At 52.8% G+C, this 14,599-nt stretch carries 14 protein-coding genes and 6 tRNA genes; 9 read left to right on the top strand and 11 right to left on the bottom strand.

Annotation, left to right across the window (positions count from 1 at the left end):
* Positions 1 to 215: 215 nt before the first annotated feature.
* Complete coding sequence (cysK, locus tag WFN87_RS10110; protein WP_008459590.1) at positions 216 to 1,187, bottom strand: cysteine synthase A; 972 nt, start codon at positions 1,185 to 1,187, stop codon at positions 216 to 218.
* 159 nt (positions 1,188 to 1,346) lie between these two features.
* Complete coding sequence (cysZ, locus tag WFN87_RS10105; RefSeq protein WP_008459591.1) at positions 1,347 to 2,108, bottom strand: sulfate transporter CysZ; 762 nt, start codon at positions 2,106 to 2,108, stop codon at positions 1,347 to 1,349.
* A 232-nt stretch (positions 2,109 to 2,340) separates the two neighbouring features.
* On the opposite strand from cysZ, the gene zipA reads away from it, so the two are divergent.
* The 3 genes from zipA to WFN87_RS10090 all read left to right on the top strand — a co-directional run bounded on the left by zipA (position 2,341) and on the right by WFN87_RS10090 (position 5,598).
* Positions 2,341 to 3,297: a cell division protein ZipA gene (zipA, locus tag WFN87_RS10100; protein ID WP_336982104.1), complete on the top strand. Its 957-nt coding sequence runs from the start codon at positions 2,341 to 2,343 to the stop codon at positions 3,295 to 3,297.
* 66 nt (positions 3,298 to 3,363) lie between these two features.
* Positions 3,364 to 5,382 (top strand): NAD-dependent DNA ligase LigA, encoded by a 2,019-nt coding sequence (gene ligA / locus WFN87_RS10095; protein WP_336982106.1) that lies wholly within the window; start codon positions 3,364 to 3,366, stop codon positions 5,380 to 5,382.
* On the top strand, positions 5,383 to 5,598 hold the full coding sequence (locus tag WFN87_RS10090; protein WP_336982108.1) for a DUF3820 family protein: 216 nt from the start codon (positions 5,383 to 5,385) through the stop codon (positions 5,596 to 5,598).
* Here WFN87_RS10090 and WFN87_RS10085 read toward each other — a convergent pair.
* Entirely contained in the window at positions 5,595 to 6,590 is a 996-nt protein-coding gene (locus tag WFN87_RS10085) for a bile acid:sodium symporter family protein (protein WP_336982110.1), read from the bottom strand. The two genes, WFN87_RS10090 and WFN87_RS10085, sit on opposite strands and share 4 nt — an antisense overlap.
* A 90-nt stretch (positions 6,591 to 6,680) precedes the next feature.
* Here WFN87_RS10085 and WFN87_RS10080 point away from each other — a divergent pair, with 90 nt between their 5' ends.
* Positions 6,681 to 7,610, top strand: a complete 930-nt coding sequence (locus WFN87_RS10080; RefSeq protein WP_336982112.1) for a LysR family transcriptional regulator — start codon at positions 6,681 to 6,683, stop codon at positions 7,608 to 7,610.
* Here the strand turns inward: WFN87_RS10080 and WFN87_RS10075 are convergent.
* From WFN87_RS10075 to WFN87_RS10055, 5 genes are all read right to left on the bottom strand, one after another.
* On the bottom strand, positions 7,607 to 7,972 hold the full coding sequence (locus WFN87_RS10075) for a FlxA-like family protein (protein WP_008459602.1): 366 nt from the start codon (positions 7,970 to 7,972) through the stop codon (positions 7,607 to 7,609). The genes WFN87_RS10080 and WFN87_RS10075 overlap by 4 nt on opposite strands.
* Before the next feature lie 275 nt (positions 7,973 to 8,247).
* Positions 8,248 to 8,323 (bottom strand) — tRNA-Lys (locus WFN87_RS10070).
* 2 nt (positions 8,324 to 8,325) lie between these two features.
* Positions 8,326 to 8,401, bottom strand: a tRNA-Val gene (locus WFN87_RS10065).
* 33 nt (positions 8,402 to 8,434) lie between these two features.
* A tRNA-Val gene (locus WFN87_RS10060) sits at positions 8,435 to 8,510 on the bottom strand.
* A gap of 43 nt (positions 8,511 to 8,553) precedes the next feature.
* Positions 8,554 to 8,629: transfer RNA gene (locus WFN87_RS10055), tRNA-Val, on the bottom strand.
* A gap of 259 nt (positions 8,630 to 8,888) precedes the next feature.
* Between WFN87_RS10055 and gltX the strand changes: the two genes are divergently transcribed.
* A complete protein-coding gene (gltX, locus tag WFN87_RS10050; protein WP_008459604.1) occupies positions 8,889 to 10,304 on the top strand; it encodes a glutamate--tRNA ligase in 1,416 nt (471 codons plus the stop codon).
* Positions 10,305 to 10,356: 52 nt separating this feature from the next.
* Here gltX and WFN87_RS10045 read toward each other — a convergent pair whose 3' ends face one another.
* Positions 10,357 to 10,713 (bottom strand): YfeC-like transcriptional regulator, encoded by a 357-nt coding sequence (locus tag WFN87_RS10045; protein WP_008459606.1) that lies wholly within the window; start codon positions 10,711 to 10,713, stop codon positions 10,357 to 10,359.
* A 48-nt stretch (positions 10,714 to 10,761) separates the two neighbouring features.
* Complete coding sequence (locus WFN87_RS10040) at positions 10,762 to 11,118, bottom strand: YfeC-like transcriptional regulator (RefSeq protein WP_166990751.1); 357 nt, start codon at positions 11,116 to 11,118, stop codon at positions 10,762 to 10,764.
* A gap of 230 nt (positions 11,119 to 11,348) precedes the next feature.
* Here WFN87_RS10040 and WFN87_RS10035 point away from each other — a divergent pair.
* From WFN87_RS10035 to WFN87_RS10020, 4 genes are all read left to right on the top strand, one after another.
* Positions 11,349 to 11,424, top strand: a tRNA-Ala gene (locus WFN87_RS10035).
* A 46-nt stretch (positions 11,425 to 11,470) separates the two neighbouring features.
* Positions 11,471 to 11,546 (top strand) — tRNA-Ala (locus WFN87_RS10030).
* Between the two features lie 233 nt (positions 11,547 to 11,779).
* Complete coding sequence (locus WFN87_RS10025) at positions 11,780 to 13,963, top strand: sensor domain-containing phosphodiesterase (RefSeq protein ID WP_336982115.1); 2,184 nt, start codon at positions 11,780 to 11,782, stop codon at positions 13,961 to 13,963.
* Positions 13,964 to 13,995: 32 nt separating this feature from the next.
* A complete protein-coding gene (locus WFN87_RS10020) occupies positions 13,996 to 14,511 on the top strand; it encodes a hypothetical protein (protein WP_336982117.1) in 516 nt (171 codons plus the stop codon).
* Here WFN87_RS10020 and WFN87_RS10015 read toward each other — a convergent pair.
* Positions 14,505 to 14,599, bottom strand: a 95-nt coding sequence (locus WFN87_RS10015) for an IS1 family transposase (protein ID WP_000306640.1), incomplete at its 5' end; no start/stop codon positions are given. The genes WFN87_RS10020 and WFN87_RS10015 overlap by 7 nt on opposite strands.

Here is a 14,599-nt window from a genome sequence, read left to right as displayed (position 1 = left end):
ATCATTATGCCGTGAAAACCAGATAGGCACCAAATCGTTAAATCGATTCAGCAGGCGCATCTCACAGCTTGATTAATTTCGCGCATCAAAATAATTGCTGGTTAAATACCAGACCTGCGGGGGTAAGCGCAATGCCGATGAGGGTGAAAGTTTGATGCAGGCCACAAAAAAGCACCCTCACGGGTGCTTTTTTAAGCATATATCAAATACTGGCATTACTGTTGCAGTTCTTTCTCAGTGAACAGATCGGCAAACAAAGCAGTACTCAAATAGCGCTCCCCGGAGGACGGAAGGATAACCACAATATTCTTATTGGTAAAGGCTTCGTCTTCCTGAAGTTTCAGCGCGGCGGCCACGGCGGCACCGGAAGAGATACCCGCGAGAATACCTTCCTCATCCATCAGGCGGCGAGCGGTCGCAATGGCGTCGTCGTTGCTGATAGTGACCACTTTGTCGATAAGCTTCAGATCGAGGTTACCAGGGATAAATCCGGCCCCGATACCCTGAATTTTATGCGGACCAGGCTTCAGTTCTTCACCCGCCAGCGCTTGAGTAATTACCGGAGAATCCGTTGGCTCTACCGCCACGCTAATGAGCGAGGTTTTGCCTTTGGTATTTTTGATGTAGCGGCTGACGCCCGTCAGCGTACCGCCGGTACCGACGCCGGCGATAAACACATCCACTTCACCATCGGTATCTTCCCAGATTTCCGGGCCGGTTGTTTTTTCGTGAATTTCTGGGTTTGCCGGGTTGCTGAACTGCTGAAGCAGTAAGTATTTAGCCGGGTCGCTGGCGACGATTTCTTCGGCTTTCTGGATGGCACCTTTCATGCCTTTAGCGCCTTCGGTCAGCACCAGGTTTGCACCCAGCGCTTTTAACAGCTTACGGCGTTCGATGCTCATGGTTTCCGGCATGGTCAGCGTCAGCTTGTAGCCGCGCGCTGCCGCGACATAGGCCAGAGCGATACCGGTGTTGCCACTGGTAGGTTCGACTAACTCCACGCCAGGCTTCAGCACGCCGCGTTTTTCGGCATCCCAAATCATGTTGGCACCAATACGGCATTTGACGCTAAAGCTTGGGTTACGGGACTCCACCTTAGCCAGAATGCGTCCGTTGCCGATACGGTTCAGGCGAACCAGCGGCGTGTGGCCGATTGTCAGGGAGTTGTCTTCATAAATTTTGCTCATGGCTCGTCCTTAACTGTCTGAATTTTGGGATACCGGTCCAGCATACCCGCTCAGGAAATATGCGGAAGTAAGGAAATAGCATATCTATATGTGGAAGGGAAATAAGCCAATGCAACATGGAATAAGCCATGGCATAAGCCGCTTCCCTTCATGAGAGCATTATTTCCACATGGCGTGTTTTGCCCGATAGCAGTCCACCCACATGGCCGTCGCGCCGCAGACGGCAACCGGCATGATAAACAGGTTCAGAACCGGGATCAGTGTGAACAGGCTCACCAGCGCGCCAAACTGCATGTTGACGATCTTTTGCTCGCGAAGCGCCACTCGCATCTGTTTGAACGGCACTTTATGGTTATCAAAAGGGTAGTCGCAGTATTGAATCGCCAACATCCATGCGCTAAATAAGAACCACAAGACCGGGGCGACGGTTTGGCCAATGCCGGGAATAAAGTAGAGCAGAAGCAGGACTAGCGCGCGCGGCAGATACCAGGCTAGCTTTTGCCACTCACGCTTCATGATGCGTGGCAGATCTTTCATTATATCGAGCACGCCCGTATCCGGTGGCGTTGCGCCCGTAAGGCGAGCTTCAAGCTGCTCTGCCAGCAGGCCGCTAAACGGCGCGGCAATCAAGTTTGCGATTGTCGAAAAGAAGTAACCAAACACCAATAACACCGAGAGCGTTACCAGTGGCCAGAGTACGTAACTCAGCCATTGTAGCCAGTCTGGCACGTGGCTCATCATCGACGGGATCCAGACATCAAGACGCGTGAATAACCACCAAAAAGCGCCACCAAGCAAGATGATATTGACCAACAGCGGCAGCACGACGAAACGCTTGATGCCGGGTTCGCGGACCAGTTTCCAGCCCTGGGAAAAATAATACACGCCACTGCGCGGCGGGGTTCCGGAAGATGAAACCATAATCTGAGCAGACTCCTTATCAGGTCAATGCAGTTAGCTGCTTCGCTATCATAACTGACTGCATTCAGAAAAACTTGCCAGGAATTGGTCGAAAAATCAGCTAAAAGGTGCGCTTACGCTATCTTTATGGTGAGAAAACCGTGCTCGCACTTGCACTTGAGCAGATGGGCAAATACTCTTAGTGAGTAAATGTTTGCCGCGGTGGCAAGGTGTTAGAACAACAGAGAATATAATGATGCAGGATTTGCGTCTGATATTAATCATTGTTGGCGCAATCGCCATAATAGCCTTACTGGTTCACGGTCTGTGGACCAGTCGTAAGGAACGCTCGTCCGTGTTCCGCGATCGCCCTTTGAAACGTATGAAGTCGAAGCGTGACGAATACGAAGAAGAGGATGATGAGGAAGAAGAAGGCGTCGGTGAAGTGCGCGTGCGTCGTACTGCGCCCGTGCCGGAATCTGCCTCTCGTGAAGCGAATGCGCCACGTCAGCCTCAGGCACCTCAGCACAACTATGAGCCGCCGTATGCGTCAGCAGAACCTCGTCCTGCCCCGCAATCGCGCCAGCCTGAGCCGGTTCCCCCGCACCACGTTGAGCCCGCGCCTCAGCATGTTGAACCAGTGCGTCCTGTCGCACCTCCTGCGCCAGCTCCGGCGGCAGTGCCTGAGCCACAGCCGGTCGCTCCCGTTCAGCCTGCACCACAGCTCACTGCGGAACCAACGCCAGAGCCTGTGGCTGCTGAACCAGTGCCGCAGCCTGCACCGGTGAAAAAAGAGACGGTGATCGTGATGAACGTCGCTGCCCACGCTGGCACGATGTTAAACGGCGAGTTGCTGTTGAACAGCATTCAGCAGGCCGGTTTCAAGTTTGGTGAAATGAATATTTTCCACCGCCATCTTAGCCCTGATGGCAGCGGTCCAGTTCTGTTTAGCCTGGCGAATATGGTTAAACCTGGGTCTTTCGACCCTGAGAACATGGCGGATTTCGCCACGCCAGGCGTGACCATCTTTATGCAGGTGCCGTCCTACGGCAATGCAGCGCAAAACTTTAAGCTGATGCTGCAGTCTGCGCAGCACATCGCCGATGAAGTCGGTGGCGTGGTGCTCGACGATCAGCGTCGCATGATGACTCCGCAAAAGCTGCGCGAGTACCAGGACAGGATCCGCGAGGTTGTTGAAGCCAACGCCTGAATCCCGGCCTGAATCTTCCCCCTAAACCCCCGCCTGTCGGGGGTTTTTTATCATTGATGGTGCGATATGGACTCAATCGAACAACAACTTAACCACCTGCGAACCACGCTTCGCCATCATGAATATCTGTACCATGTGCAGGATAATCCCGAAATTCCCGATGCGGAATACGACAGGCTGATGCGCGAACTCCGTGCGCTTGAAGAAGCGCATCCGGAATTGATTACCCAGGATTCACCGACCCAGCGTGTCGGTGCTGCGCCGCTGAGCGAGTTCACCCAGGTACGCCATGAAGTGCCGATGCTGTCCCTCGATAACGTTTTCGATGAAGCAAGCTACCTGGCGTTCAACAAACGCGTGCTGGACAGGCTCAAAAGCAGCGATGCTTTGACGTTTTGCTGTGAACTAAAACTGGATGGTCTGGCGGTAAGCCTGCTGTATGAAGACGGTGTTCTTGTGCGGGCCGCGACACGCGGTGACGGCACAACTGGTGAAAATATCACGTCTAACGTCCGAACCATTCGCGCGATACCGCTTAAACTCCACGGAGACAATATTCCTCGTCGCCTTGAGGTGCGTGGAGAAGTTTTCTTGCCGCAGGCAGGATTCGAAAAAATCAACGAAGAAGCTCGCCGTACTGGCGGGAAAGTGTTTGCCAACCCTCGCAATGCGGCGGCAGGCTCGCTGCGCCAGTTAGATCCGCGCATTACCGCTAAACGCCCGCTGACCTTCTTCTGCTACGGTGTTGGGCTGCTCGAAGGCGGTGAGCTGCCAGGCAGCCACATGGCGCGTTTGCAACAGTTTAAGGCCTGGGGATTGCCGGTCAGCGACCGCATCCGTCTGTGCGGCACGCCGGAAGAAGTGCTGGCGTTTTACCATCAGGTAGAGGCCGATCGCCCAACGCTGGGCTTTGATATTGACGGCGTGGTTATCAAAGTTGACTCGCTTGCGCTGCAGGAAACGCTGGGCTTTGTGGCGAGAGCGCCGCGCTGGGCCGTTGCGTTTAAGTTTCCGGCGCAGGAACAGATGACCACCGTGCGAGACGTGGAGTTCCAGGTAGGGCGTACCGGCGCAATTACGCCCGTCGCTCGTCTGGAACCGGTGCAGGTTGCTGGGGTACTGGTAAGCAACGCGACGTTGCACAATGCCGATGAGATAGAGCGTCTTGGCCTGCGCATTGGTGACAGAGTTGTGATCCGTCGCGCTGGGGATGTTATCCCACAGGTTGTTGGCGTGGTGGAGTCTGAACGCCCGGAAGACACTCAGGCAATCGTCTTCCCAACGCAGTGCCCGGTTTGCGGTTCAGACATTGAGCGTGTGGAAGGCGAAGCTGTTGCCCGCTGTACCGGGGGCCTGATTTGTGGTGCCCAACGCAAAGAGGCGCTGAAGCACTTTGTGTCCCGCCGTGCGATGGACGTTGACGGCATGGGCGACAAAATCATCGATCAACTGGTGGAGAAAGAGTACGTTCACACGCCAGCCGATCTGTTCAAGCTGACGGCGGGTAAGCTTACCGGGCTGGATCGCATGGGGCCTAAATCGGCACAAAACGTTGTGGATGCGCTGGAAAAAGCCAAAGAGACAACTTTTGCTCGCTTCCTGTATGCCTTAGGTATTCGTGAAGTCGGAGAAGCCACCGCCGCAGGACTGGCCGCGCACTTCGGCACGCTGGATGCGCTTATCTCGGCCAGCATTGAGGAGCTGCAAAAAGTGCCGGATGTCGGCATTGTTGTGGCGACGCATACCTTTAACTTCTTTGCCGAAGAGAGCAACCGGGATGTTATCCGTCAGCTCACCGAAGAGGCCGGGGTCCATTGGCCTGCGCCTGTGGTCGTCAAAGCGGAAGAGATCGACAGCCCGTTTGCCGGGAAAACCGTGGTGCTCACCGGCTCGCTGAGCATTCTTTCCCGTGACGAAGCCAAAGACCGGCTGACCGCGCTCGGTGCAAAAGTGGCCGGAAGCGTGTCGAAAAAAACCGATCTTGTCATAGCCGGGGAAGCGGCCGGCTCCAAGCTTGTCAAGGCGCAAGAGCTGGGCATTCAGGTTATTGACGAAGCGGAAATGATTCGTTTGCTGGGTGACTAAATGGACAAAGAACAGCTCATTGAGATAGCCAACATGGCCATGCCCTTTGGTAAATACAAAGGCCGGATGCTGATTGATTTGCCGGAAGAGTATTTGCTGTGGTTTTCCCGCAAAGGGGAGTTCCCCGCGGGCCATCTCGGTGAGCTGATGGCCCTGACGCTGCTGATTAAAGTGGAAGGGCTGGACAACCTGGTCCGGCCCCTCAAGCGGCACTAGGTTCTGATGGCTGCGGCCTGTTTTTCACCGGCTGCAGCCGCTTTTCTTTGGTAACGCCGGGCCATACCGGCGCAGATCATCAGCTGGATCTGGTGGAAGATCATCAGCGGCAGCACCATCATTCCCACGGCAGCAACCGGAAATAGAATATTAGCCATCGGGATCCCGTTGGCCAGGCTCTTTTTCGATCCGCAGAAAACAATCGTAATTTCATCCGCTTTGCTAAAGCCAAAGCGCCGCGCCACAAAGATATTTACCGCTATCACAATGGCCAGCAGCACGAGGCTGGAAGCTACGATAAACAGCAGCGAACCCGCGCCAACCTTATGCCAGATGCCGTGCGTCACGGCTTCACTAAAGGCGGAATAGACCACCAGAAGAATCGAAGTTTGGTCAGTTTTGCCGATCCATTTCTTGTTTTTTGCCACCCAGGCACCAATCCAGGGCCGCATCAGATGCCCGGCCACGAACGGTACCAGGAGTTGTAGCATAATGCTGCCCACCTGATGCAGGCTGCCGCTTGCACCCTGAACGTGCATCACCAGGCCAACCAGCAATGGCGAAAGAAAAATGCCCAGCAGGCTTGATGCCGAGGCTGAACAAATAGCCGCCGCGACGTTGCCCCCGGCAATAGAGGTAAAAGCGATGGCCGATTGTACCGTGGCGGGCAAAATACAAAGATAAAGGAACCCGCTGTAAAGTTCGGGGCTGACATTGACCGGTTTCCACCAGCTAAATAACACGCCAAGCACCGGGAACAGGACGAATGTGCTGCACATTACCCACAGATGAAGCCGCCAGTGGCCGCCGCCGGAGATCACCGCCTCGCGAGACAGTTTGGCGCCATGCATAAAGAACAATAAGGCGATGGCGGCGGTGGTCAGCCCCTCGACGAAACCGACAAAACTGCCTTGTGCCGGGAAGAAAGAGGCCAGCAGGACGGTACAAACCAGCGTTAACGTAAAGGGGTCGACAATGCGGAGCAATTTCATAGCCATTCCTCAAAGGTGAAGGGCGCTATTGTGTTTCTGCTAATTTCAGAAATAAAATTGATTTATTAAATGCATTGATGAAGAAAATAGATGAATTATTCCCTGCGTCAGCTTCGCGTGTTCGTGGCCGTAGCCCATGCCGGCAGTTTCAGTCGGGCAGGGGAGAGTATTGGTCTTAGCCAGTCAGCCGTAAGCCACAGCCTGAAGGAGCTGGAAGCCGAGCTGGGCGTGAAGCTGCTTGACCGTACTACCAGGGAAGTGGTGCTTACGCCTGCGGGAGAGTTGCTGGCTCCTCGCCTTGAGCGGCTGCTGGAAGAGCTGACCACAACGTTGCTGGATGCTCGCGTGGTTGGGCATCAGCTTAGCGGCACGGTTCGCGTGGCCGCCAGCCAGACGCTATCCGCGCACCTGATGCCGCAATCTATCGCTGCCAGCGCGGAGACTTATCCGAATATTCGATTTATGCTGCATGATGCTTCCCAGCAGTGGGTTTTGCAGAGTATCCGCCAGGGCGAAGTTGATTTTGGCGTAGTTATCGATCCGGTTCAGGCTAGCGATCTGGAGTGTGAAACGGTGTTGTCTGAGCCTTTTCTGCTGCTGTGCCGCAGCGATCATCCGTTTGCTAAAGTGGAACAGGTTGACTGGCTGGCGCTACAGGGGCAAAAGCTGGTGCTGCAAGATTATGCCTCGGGCAGCCGCCCGTTGATTGATGAGGCTTTTGTCCGGCAGGGGATAGAGGTGAGCGTTGTTCAGCAGATTGGGCACCCCGCAACGCTGTACCCGATGGTAGAAGCTGGGATTGGTTTAAGTGTGTTGCCCGCGTTGGCGCTGCCTTTGCCACAAGGGAGACCGCTGGTGGTGAAGCGGTTAACGCCGGTCATAAACCGACAGCTGATGCTGGTCAGGCGAAAGAACCGATCGCTTTCCCGTGCGGCTGAAGCTATCTGGCAGGAGGTGCGGGAACAGGCCAGGCTGTTAACCCTGGCCCGGATTGGCGACCCGCTATTTATGGACGACTAGATATAAATATCAATCTGGTGATCGTCGGAAGGTTTGTTCACGCCGGTGGCCTTGATCTGCTGCTGTTCCTGCTTCTGCTGGGCTTCCTCAGCCTGCTTGCGCTGAAGCTGAGCCAGCTGGGCCTGCAGCATTTTAATCTCGGTCTGAAGTAACTCGACCTGTTTCTTTTTCTCTTCAGCTGGACGATCCGGCGTGCTGGAGACTTCTCTCAGTTTCTCCGTCAGCTGGGTAATTTTTTTGCTGATTTGGGCAATCTGCGAGGCTGTGCTGTTATCAGTGCCGCCGGAGGCAGAAGAGGACCCGGTAGCTGTGCCGGTGGTCAGCTGAGAGCCCTGAAGAGCATTACTGGATATTGTAGTCATCATAACTCCTTTGATGGAATGGTAAGGGAGTTATCGGCCTGGCGGCGAGGAAGTTGATAATTTTTTGACGATGGGATTCTCAGATACTGCAGATAGCAAAAAGGCGCTTTTAGGGCGCCTTTCCACATTGGTGGGTCGTGCAGGATGGTATTGCCCTTCGGGCTCGACGCAAGCGACGCGCAAAATCAAAAGCGATTTTGTCGAACCTGCTGCAGGCTCGAACCCTGCCCGAATCGCAGATAGCAAAAAGGCGCCTTTAGGGCGCCTTTCTACATTGGTGGGTCGTGCAGGATTCGAACCTGCGACCAATTGATTAAAAGTCAACTGCTCTACCAACTGAGCTAACGACCCGATGGTGGGTGATGACGGGCTCGAACCGCCGACCCCCTCCGTGTAAAGGAGGTGCTCTACCAACTGAGCTAATCACCCAAACTTCGGTACTGCTAATTTCATAAGAGGAGATGGTGGGTGATGACGGGCTCGAACCGCCGACCCCCTCCGTGTAAAGGAGATGCTCTACCAACTGAGCTAATCACCCATCTCTAAATCTCTTACTTCACATTCCGGGTCACTCTAAAGAGTGGTGGGTGATGACGGGCTCGAACCGCCGACCCCCTCCGTGTAAAGGAGATGCTCTACCAACTGAGCTAATCACCCCCGGTTTGTGGAGTCGCATTATAGGGACAGTTGAAAATGAGTCAACGCATTTTCTAAAGTTTTTATTCGTTCGTCTTAAAATTAAACGATGCGATCAAGAAACAGGCATTGGCGTTTGATTTATCATCAAATTCTCTGCTTTACCGCTATCTACAGGCATCAACATTGAGGAATTAGCGCACAGTGATAGAATGTTGCCTGTTAATTTTCCCTGGCAATTGCCGCTTTGCCGGCAAATATGTGTAACTAAGGCCGTTTAATGAAAATCAAAACTCGCTTTGCGCCAAGCCCAACAGGCTATCTGCACGTTGGCGGTGCCCGTACTGCTCTCTACTCCTGGCTGTTTGCTCGTCATAACAAAGGCGAGTTCGTGCTGCGTATAGAAGACACCGACCTCGAGCGTTCAACCCCGGAAGCCATCGAAGCGATTATGGACGGGATGAACTGGCTGAGCCTGCAGTGGGATGAGGGCCCGTACTATCAGACCAAGCGTTTTGATCGTTACAACCAGGCCATCGACGAAATGCTTGCTGCGGGCACGGCGTATAAGTGCTATTGCTCTAAAGAGCGCCTTGAGGCATTGCGTGAAGAGCAAATGGCCAATAACGAGAAACCTCGTTATGACGGTCGCTGCCGCCATAGCCATGAGCATCATGCTGATGACGAACCGTGCGTTGTGCGTTTCGCCAACCCGCAGGAAGGTTCCGTCATCTTTGATGATCAGATCCGTGGCCCGATCGAATTCAGTAACCAGGAACTGGACGACCTGATCATTCGCCGTACCGATGGTTCCCCAACTTACAACTTCTGCGTAGTGGTGGACGACTGGGATATGGAGATCACCCACGTGATCCGTGGTGAAGACCATATCAACAACACGCCGCGCCAGATCAACATCCTGAAGGCGCTGAACGCGCCGGTTCCGCTTTATGCCCACGTTTCTATGATCAACGGCGACGACGGTAAAAAACTGTCCAAGCGTCACGGGGCGGTGAGCGTGATGCAGTACCGCGACGACGGCTATCTGCCGGAAGCGCTGCTCAATTATCTGGTGCGTCTGGGCTGGTCCCACGGTGACCAGGAAATCTTCTCTCGCGAAGAGATGATTGAGATGTTCAGCCTGAACGCGGTAAGCAAGTCTGCCAGCGCCTTCAATACTGAAAAGCTGCAGTGGCTGAACCACCATTACATCAATACGCTGGAGCCAGAGTACGTGGCAACGCACCTGCAATGGCACATCGAGCAGGAAAATATTGATACCCGTAACGGCCCGCAGCTGTCTGAGCTGGTGAAACTGCTGGGCGAACGCTGTAAAACCCTGAAAGAGATGGCGCAGACCTGCCGCTACTTCTACGAAGATTTCAGCGAGTTTGATGCCGATGCGGCGAAGAAACACCTGCGTCCGGTAGCGCGTCAGCCGCTGGAAGTGGTGCGAGACAAGCTGGCAGCGCTGAGCGACTGGACTGCAGAAAACGTTCATCACGCTATACAGGCTACTGCTGATGAGCTGGAAGTTGGGATGGGGAAAGTGGGGATGCCGCTGCGTGTCGCCGTGACCGGGGCTGGTCAGTCTCCTGGCCTTGATGTCACCGTGCATGCCATTGGCAAACAGCGCTCCGTGGCGCGCATTAATAAAGCGCTCGATTTCATCAGCGAGCGTGAAGCTCAGCAGTAAACATCGCAAATGTAGATGCAAAAAGCCGGTGCTCAGTCACCGGCTTTTTTATTTACTTATTCTTTTGAATTCCGAGTCGCTTGAGCAAACCTTCGCTGCCTTCACTCTCAAGGATCTCGGTCATTTTATGCTGTTCTTCTTCGGATAAGGTACGCAGGGTGTTTAGCATCAGCTGTTCCAGCGGCGTTCGAAGGACGCTATAAGATGCCACTCTCTCACTCATTTTGCTGGTGTTGGAGAGAAACGTTTTCACCGGCTCGGAGATATAAACAAATCTTGCTTTACCACCCGGTACGCCTCGTTTTTTACTGGTTTCCCAGTTATGTTTTAGTACCCATTTATTAATTGTCTGGCGGGTGTAACCCGTCATCTCCGCCAGTTCATCGGCGGTCATTTTTTCCTTGAACATCAGTAATCCTTTATTTTTCCTGACGCCGACAGGACAATAGCCGGGCAATTATTCGTTATCGCTGATCCCCAACCGCGCAAGTAAACCGGCAATCCCGTCCCGCAGCAGCATGGCAGACATCTTTTTCTGTTCGCTGTCGGACATTTGCTGCACTGAGTTGAGCAGTAGATTTTCCAGGGTGGCGTCCGTTGTGCTGTAGCGGGCTGTATTTTCCGTCACTCGTCGGGTGCTATTGATAAATTCCCTGACCTGCTCATCTATATGGATAAGCCTCGCTTTTCCTCCCTGAACGCCGGGTTTAGGTGAGGTCTCCCAATTTTCTTTACGCACCCACTTATTGATGGTCTGGCGGCTGTAGCCGGTGATCACGGCCAGTTCTTCTGGTGTCATTCTTTCCTTGAGCACAGTGATTCCTTTTCATTGCGACCGAAACGGCTTTATTAGTGGTTCATTTTATTGAACTGACTAACGCGAAACTGTGACAGAATTAACTACAACGGGATGATATGCAACCGAGAATTGCCGAAGGCGATGGCTTTTTAGGCGATTGATCGCGGAAGAACAAATTGCCGTTGACACGCTATGTGGGGTTTCATATTATGCCGCCCGTCAACACGACAAGGTCTTTACGGTTTGGGGCTATAGCTCAGCTGGGAGAGCGCTTGCATGGCATGCAAGAGGTCAGCGGTTCGATCCCGCTTAGCTCCACCAAATCTTCACCAGCAGATTTGGTACCGTAAAATCAGCACCTGTCAGTGGGGCTATAGCTCAGCTGGGAGAGCGCTTGCATGGCATGCAAGAGGTCAGCGGTTCGATCCCGCTTAGCTCCACCAAAATTTGAACCCTCGCTTCGGCGGGGGTTTTTGTTTTTCAGACTCCAACACACCTGCTTTTGGCTACCCTCGGTAAAAAAACCTCAACTTATGTCCGCTTGTTCTATTATTTCTGCTGTAGGGTAAGTTCTGCTTTTGTGCAGGCCTGAAACTTGATTCGCTCAATAAATAAACGTAACCTTGCCAGCGAAAAACCCTTTTTAAGCAATCACATAAAATTAACACCAGGGCCTATGATTATTTACAAGATGATAAAAAAAATAGCGGTTTCCCTGGCGCTGTGTTTACTTCTCATTCCCTTTTCTCGTTATATTTCACCGACAACCGTTGTTGATGGACATAAAACCTACCTCGCCTATCTGCCGCTCAGCTTTATAATGGCAATGATTATTATTTATGGCCGGTCTGCGATTATTCCGCTCACGCTAGGGTCGCTGGTTGTTTACAGCTGGCTGCTTGATTTAGCCGTTGTGCCGCTGGTTGCTTTTATTTTCTGTCTGCTATTCCCCTTATTGATTGCCAGTTTAATTACCCGCCACTACGTGGGCCGTCGCTGGCGTTTTGGGCTGCCCAATAAAGGCATGGGGCAGCGTATTTTTTGGCTTGGTTTTGTCGCCCCGTTTACCATCAAACTGCTGATGTACCTCACAGGCAATGTGATTGAGTACCCACCAGAACTGGCGCCATTCTTTGGTGGCGGTTCCGTTATCTACATGATTGTTGATGTGCTGAACCTTGTCGTGGCCTCGCTAATCTTTACAACGCTTTTCTATTACCCGCTGCGTATGCTGTTGAACCCGCATTTTGCGGTCGGTTTCTGGCGGCGCTGTGTCCGGCACTACAGGCAGGATAAAAACCGTTTCTATACGCCGATTTGGCTGGTTGTCTGGATGGCGTATTTGCTGCTGATGTGTTCGCCGTGGCATAGTGAACTGATTGCCGGCTATCTGGTTCCGCTAGTCTTTGTGCTGCTTACCCTGGGGATCCGTCGCCTTGGTGCGAGGCCTGTTTCTCTGTTGTGGGGGATTTCGGCATGGGTATTATTGAGTTACAACACGGGTTTTTTGCAGGGCGTAAATACGCAATATGCTCTTTCCTTTATTCTGTCAGTCTTTATCTCCTTTACCGTATGTCTGTTGTATATGGCCACTTCATACCATAAAAATGAATGGATGAAGCGTGTTTATCATCTCCAGGCGCAGACCGATCCATTAACGCAATTACCTAATTTACGCGCGCTTGAAGAACATATTCAGACCTTTCAAACCGGTGCACTTTGCTGCCTGAGAATGGCGAACTTTGAGTTTCTTAGCCGACATTACGGCATGATGATGCGTGTTTACTGCAAGAAAACCATTGCCAGAGAATTACAACCCTGGCTGCTGGAAGGGGAAAAAATATTTCAGCTGCCGGGCAGTGAGCTGCTTCTGTTTTTACGGGAAGGCGAAACAGAAGCCCGGCTTACCTATTTTGTTGAACACCTGAATAATAAGAAAATCCCCTGGCACAATGTTACCCTTGAAATTGAATATGGGGCTTCCTGGGGCATTGTGGATTCACCGAAAGAGCTGCAGCGCATGCTCGGGCAATTAAGCTATCTGGCTGAAAAAGCCAGCGACACGCAGCGCGTACTTGGCCTTGATGCCAGGCTGCAGGCGGTCTCCGGGCAAACAACCGAGCGAGTGCTGCTGCTGCAAAAGATTAAGCAGGCAATAGACGAAGAAGCCTTTCAGCTCTACGCGCAGCCCATTGTCGACTGCGAAGGGAAGGGCTATCACGAAATCCTCAGCCGCCTGGTGATTGATGGGCAGCACATCACCCCGGATAAATTTATTCCGATTGTTGCCGAATTTAACCTCAGCACCCGTTTTGACATGATGGTGATGAAGATGCTGCTGACCTGGCTTGCAAAGCACCCAGGCAACGTGCAGCAGACGCGCTTTTCGGTCAATCTGATGCCGCTCACGCTAATGCAAAAAGAGATTGCCCAGCAGATTATTGCCCAGTTTGACGTTTACAAGGTGCCGACCAGCGCGGTCGTCATTGAAGTGACGGAAGAGCAGGCATTTTCAAACTCAGAAACCTCTAACCAAAATATTGCCCTGCTGCGTGAGAAAGGTTTTAAGATTGCTATTGATGACTTTGGAACAGGCTACGCTAACTATGAGCGCCTGAAGAAGCTGCAGGCGGATATCATTAAGATAGATGGTTGCTTTGTCCGCGATATCACCGGCGATGTGATGGATAAGCTTATCGTGAAGTCCATTTGCGAACTGGCGGCGGCCAGAGAGCTCAGCGTCGTCGCAGAGTATGTCGAAACGGAAGAGCAGCGCGACATCCTGCTGCAGCTTGGCGTCCAATACCTGCAGGGGTATCTGGTGGGGAGACCCAAGCCTTTGCAGCAGCTTAAGCACTGACGCTCTCCTTTGCACCCTAAAAAGGAATCACCGTGAGCACGTCGCTGATTAGCCATATTCGTCTGCCGATGGTAAAAACACTGCGCATCACCCATGTGTGCTTTCTGTCGCTCTTTTTGCTGATCACCTTTCTTTTCTGGCAGCAGGGGGCGCTGTTCAACCACGGCTATCGCACCAGCCAGCTTAGCCACCTCGAAAGCGTGATCGCCAGGCTTGAAAGCAAATCTGAATATCAGATGGACAACCTGCGCTATCTCCGCCGCATGTTCATTGAAACGCTGAATGAGCCGCAGTTCACGCCGATCTCGCAGCTGGCTTCCCGGGCCAGCAATAAAGAGACGCTGTCGCCGCTGCATATCCAGAGCCTGCCGATCCCCGATAGCGTGCAACCTTTTAAAAACAAGCCGAAAGAAGAAAGGGAAAAACTCACGCAGCGGGAATATCAGGCCCTGCGCGACATTCAGGATCTCTTTCCGCTGGCAGGCGGGAGCAACCGTCTCTCTTCGAACATTTATTACATGTCGCGGGTAATGACTCCAACTTATTGATAGTGTTTTATGTTCAGATAATGCCCGATGACTTTATCATGCAGCTCCACCGATTTTGAGAACGACAGCGACTTCCGTCCCAGCCGTG

The organism is Cedecea sp. AS113 (assembly GCF_037152415.1).
In the GTDB taxonomy this organism is placed as follows: Bacteria; Pseudomonadota; Gammaproteobacteria; order Enterobacterales; family Enterobacteriaceae; genus Cedecea.
Note: the sequence above shows the minus strand (reverse complement) of the source record. Positions and strands in the feature narration are given on the sequence as shown.

Excerpts from the sequence above, each read along its gene's own strand:
- WFN87_RS10025 (WP_336982115.1), top strand. The coding sequence starts at position 11,780 with ATGATTATTTACAAGATGATAAAAAAAATAGCGGTTTCCCTGGCGCTG.
- ligA (WP_336982106.1), top strand. The coding sequence starts at position 3,364 with ATGGACTCAATCGAACAACAACTTAACCACCTGCGAACCACGCTTCGC.
- WFN87_RS10080 (WP_336982112.1), top strand. The coding sequence starts at position 6,681 with ATGAATTATTCCCTGCGTCAGCTTCGCGTGTTCGTGGCCGTAGCCCAT.
- cysK (WP_008459590.1), bottom strand. The coding sequence starts at position 1,187 with ATGAGCAAAATTTATGAAGACAACTCCCTGACAATCGGCCACACGCCG.
- WFN87_RS10075 (WP_008459602.1), bottom strand. The coding sequence starts at position 7,972 with ATGACTACAATATCCAGTAATGCTCTTCAGGGCTCTCAGCTGACCACC.
- gltX (WP_008459604.1), top strand. The coding sequence starts at position 8,889 with ATGAAAATCAAAACTCGCTTTGCGCCAAGCCCAACAGGCTATCTGCAC.
- WFN87_RS10085 (WP_336982110.1), bottom strand. The coding sequence starts at position 6,590 with ATGAAATTGCTCCGCATTGTCGACCCCTTTACGTTAACGCTGGTTTGT.
- WFN87_RS10090 (WP_336982108.1), top strand. The coding sequence starts at position 5,383 with ATGGACAAAGAACAGCTCATTGAGATAGCCAACATGGCCATGCCCTTT.
- WFN87_RS10045 (WP_008459606.1), bottom strand. The coding sequence starts at position 10,713 with ATGTTCAAGGAAAAAATGACCGCCGATGAACTGGCGGAGATGACGGGT.
- cysZ (WP_008459591.1), bottom strand. The coding sequence starts at position 2,108 with ATGGTTTCATCTTCCGGAACCCCGCCGCGCAGTGGCGTGTATTATTTT.
- zipA (WP_336982104.1), top strand. The coding sequence starts at position 2,341 with ATGATGCAGGATTTGCGTCTGATATTAATCATTGTTGGCGCAATCGCC.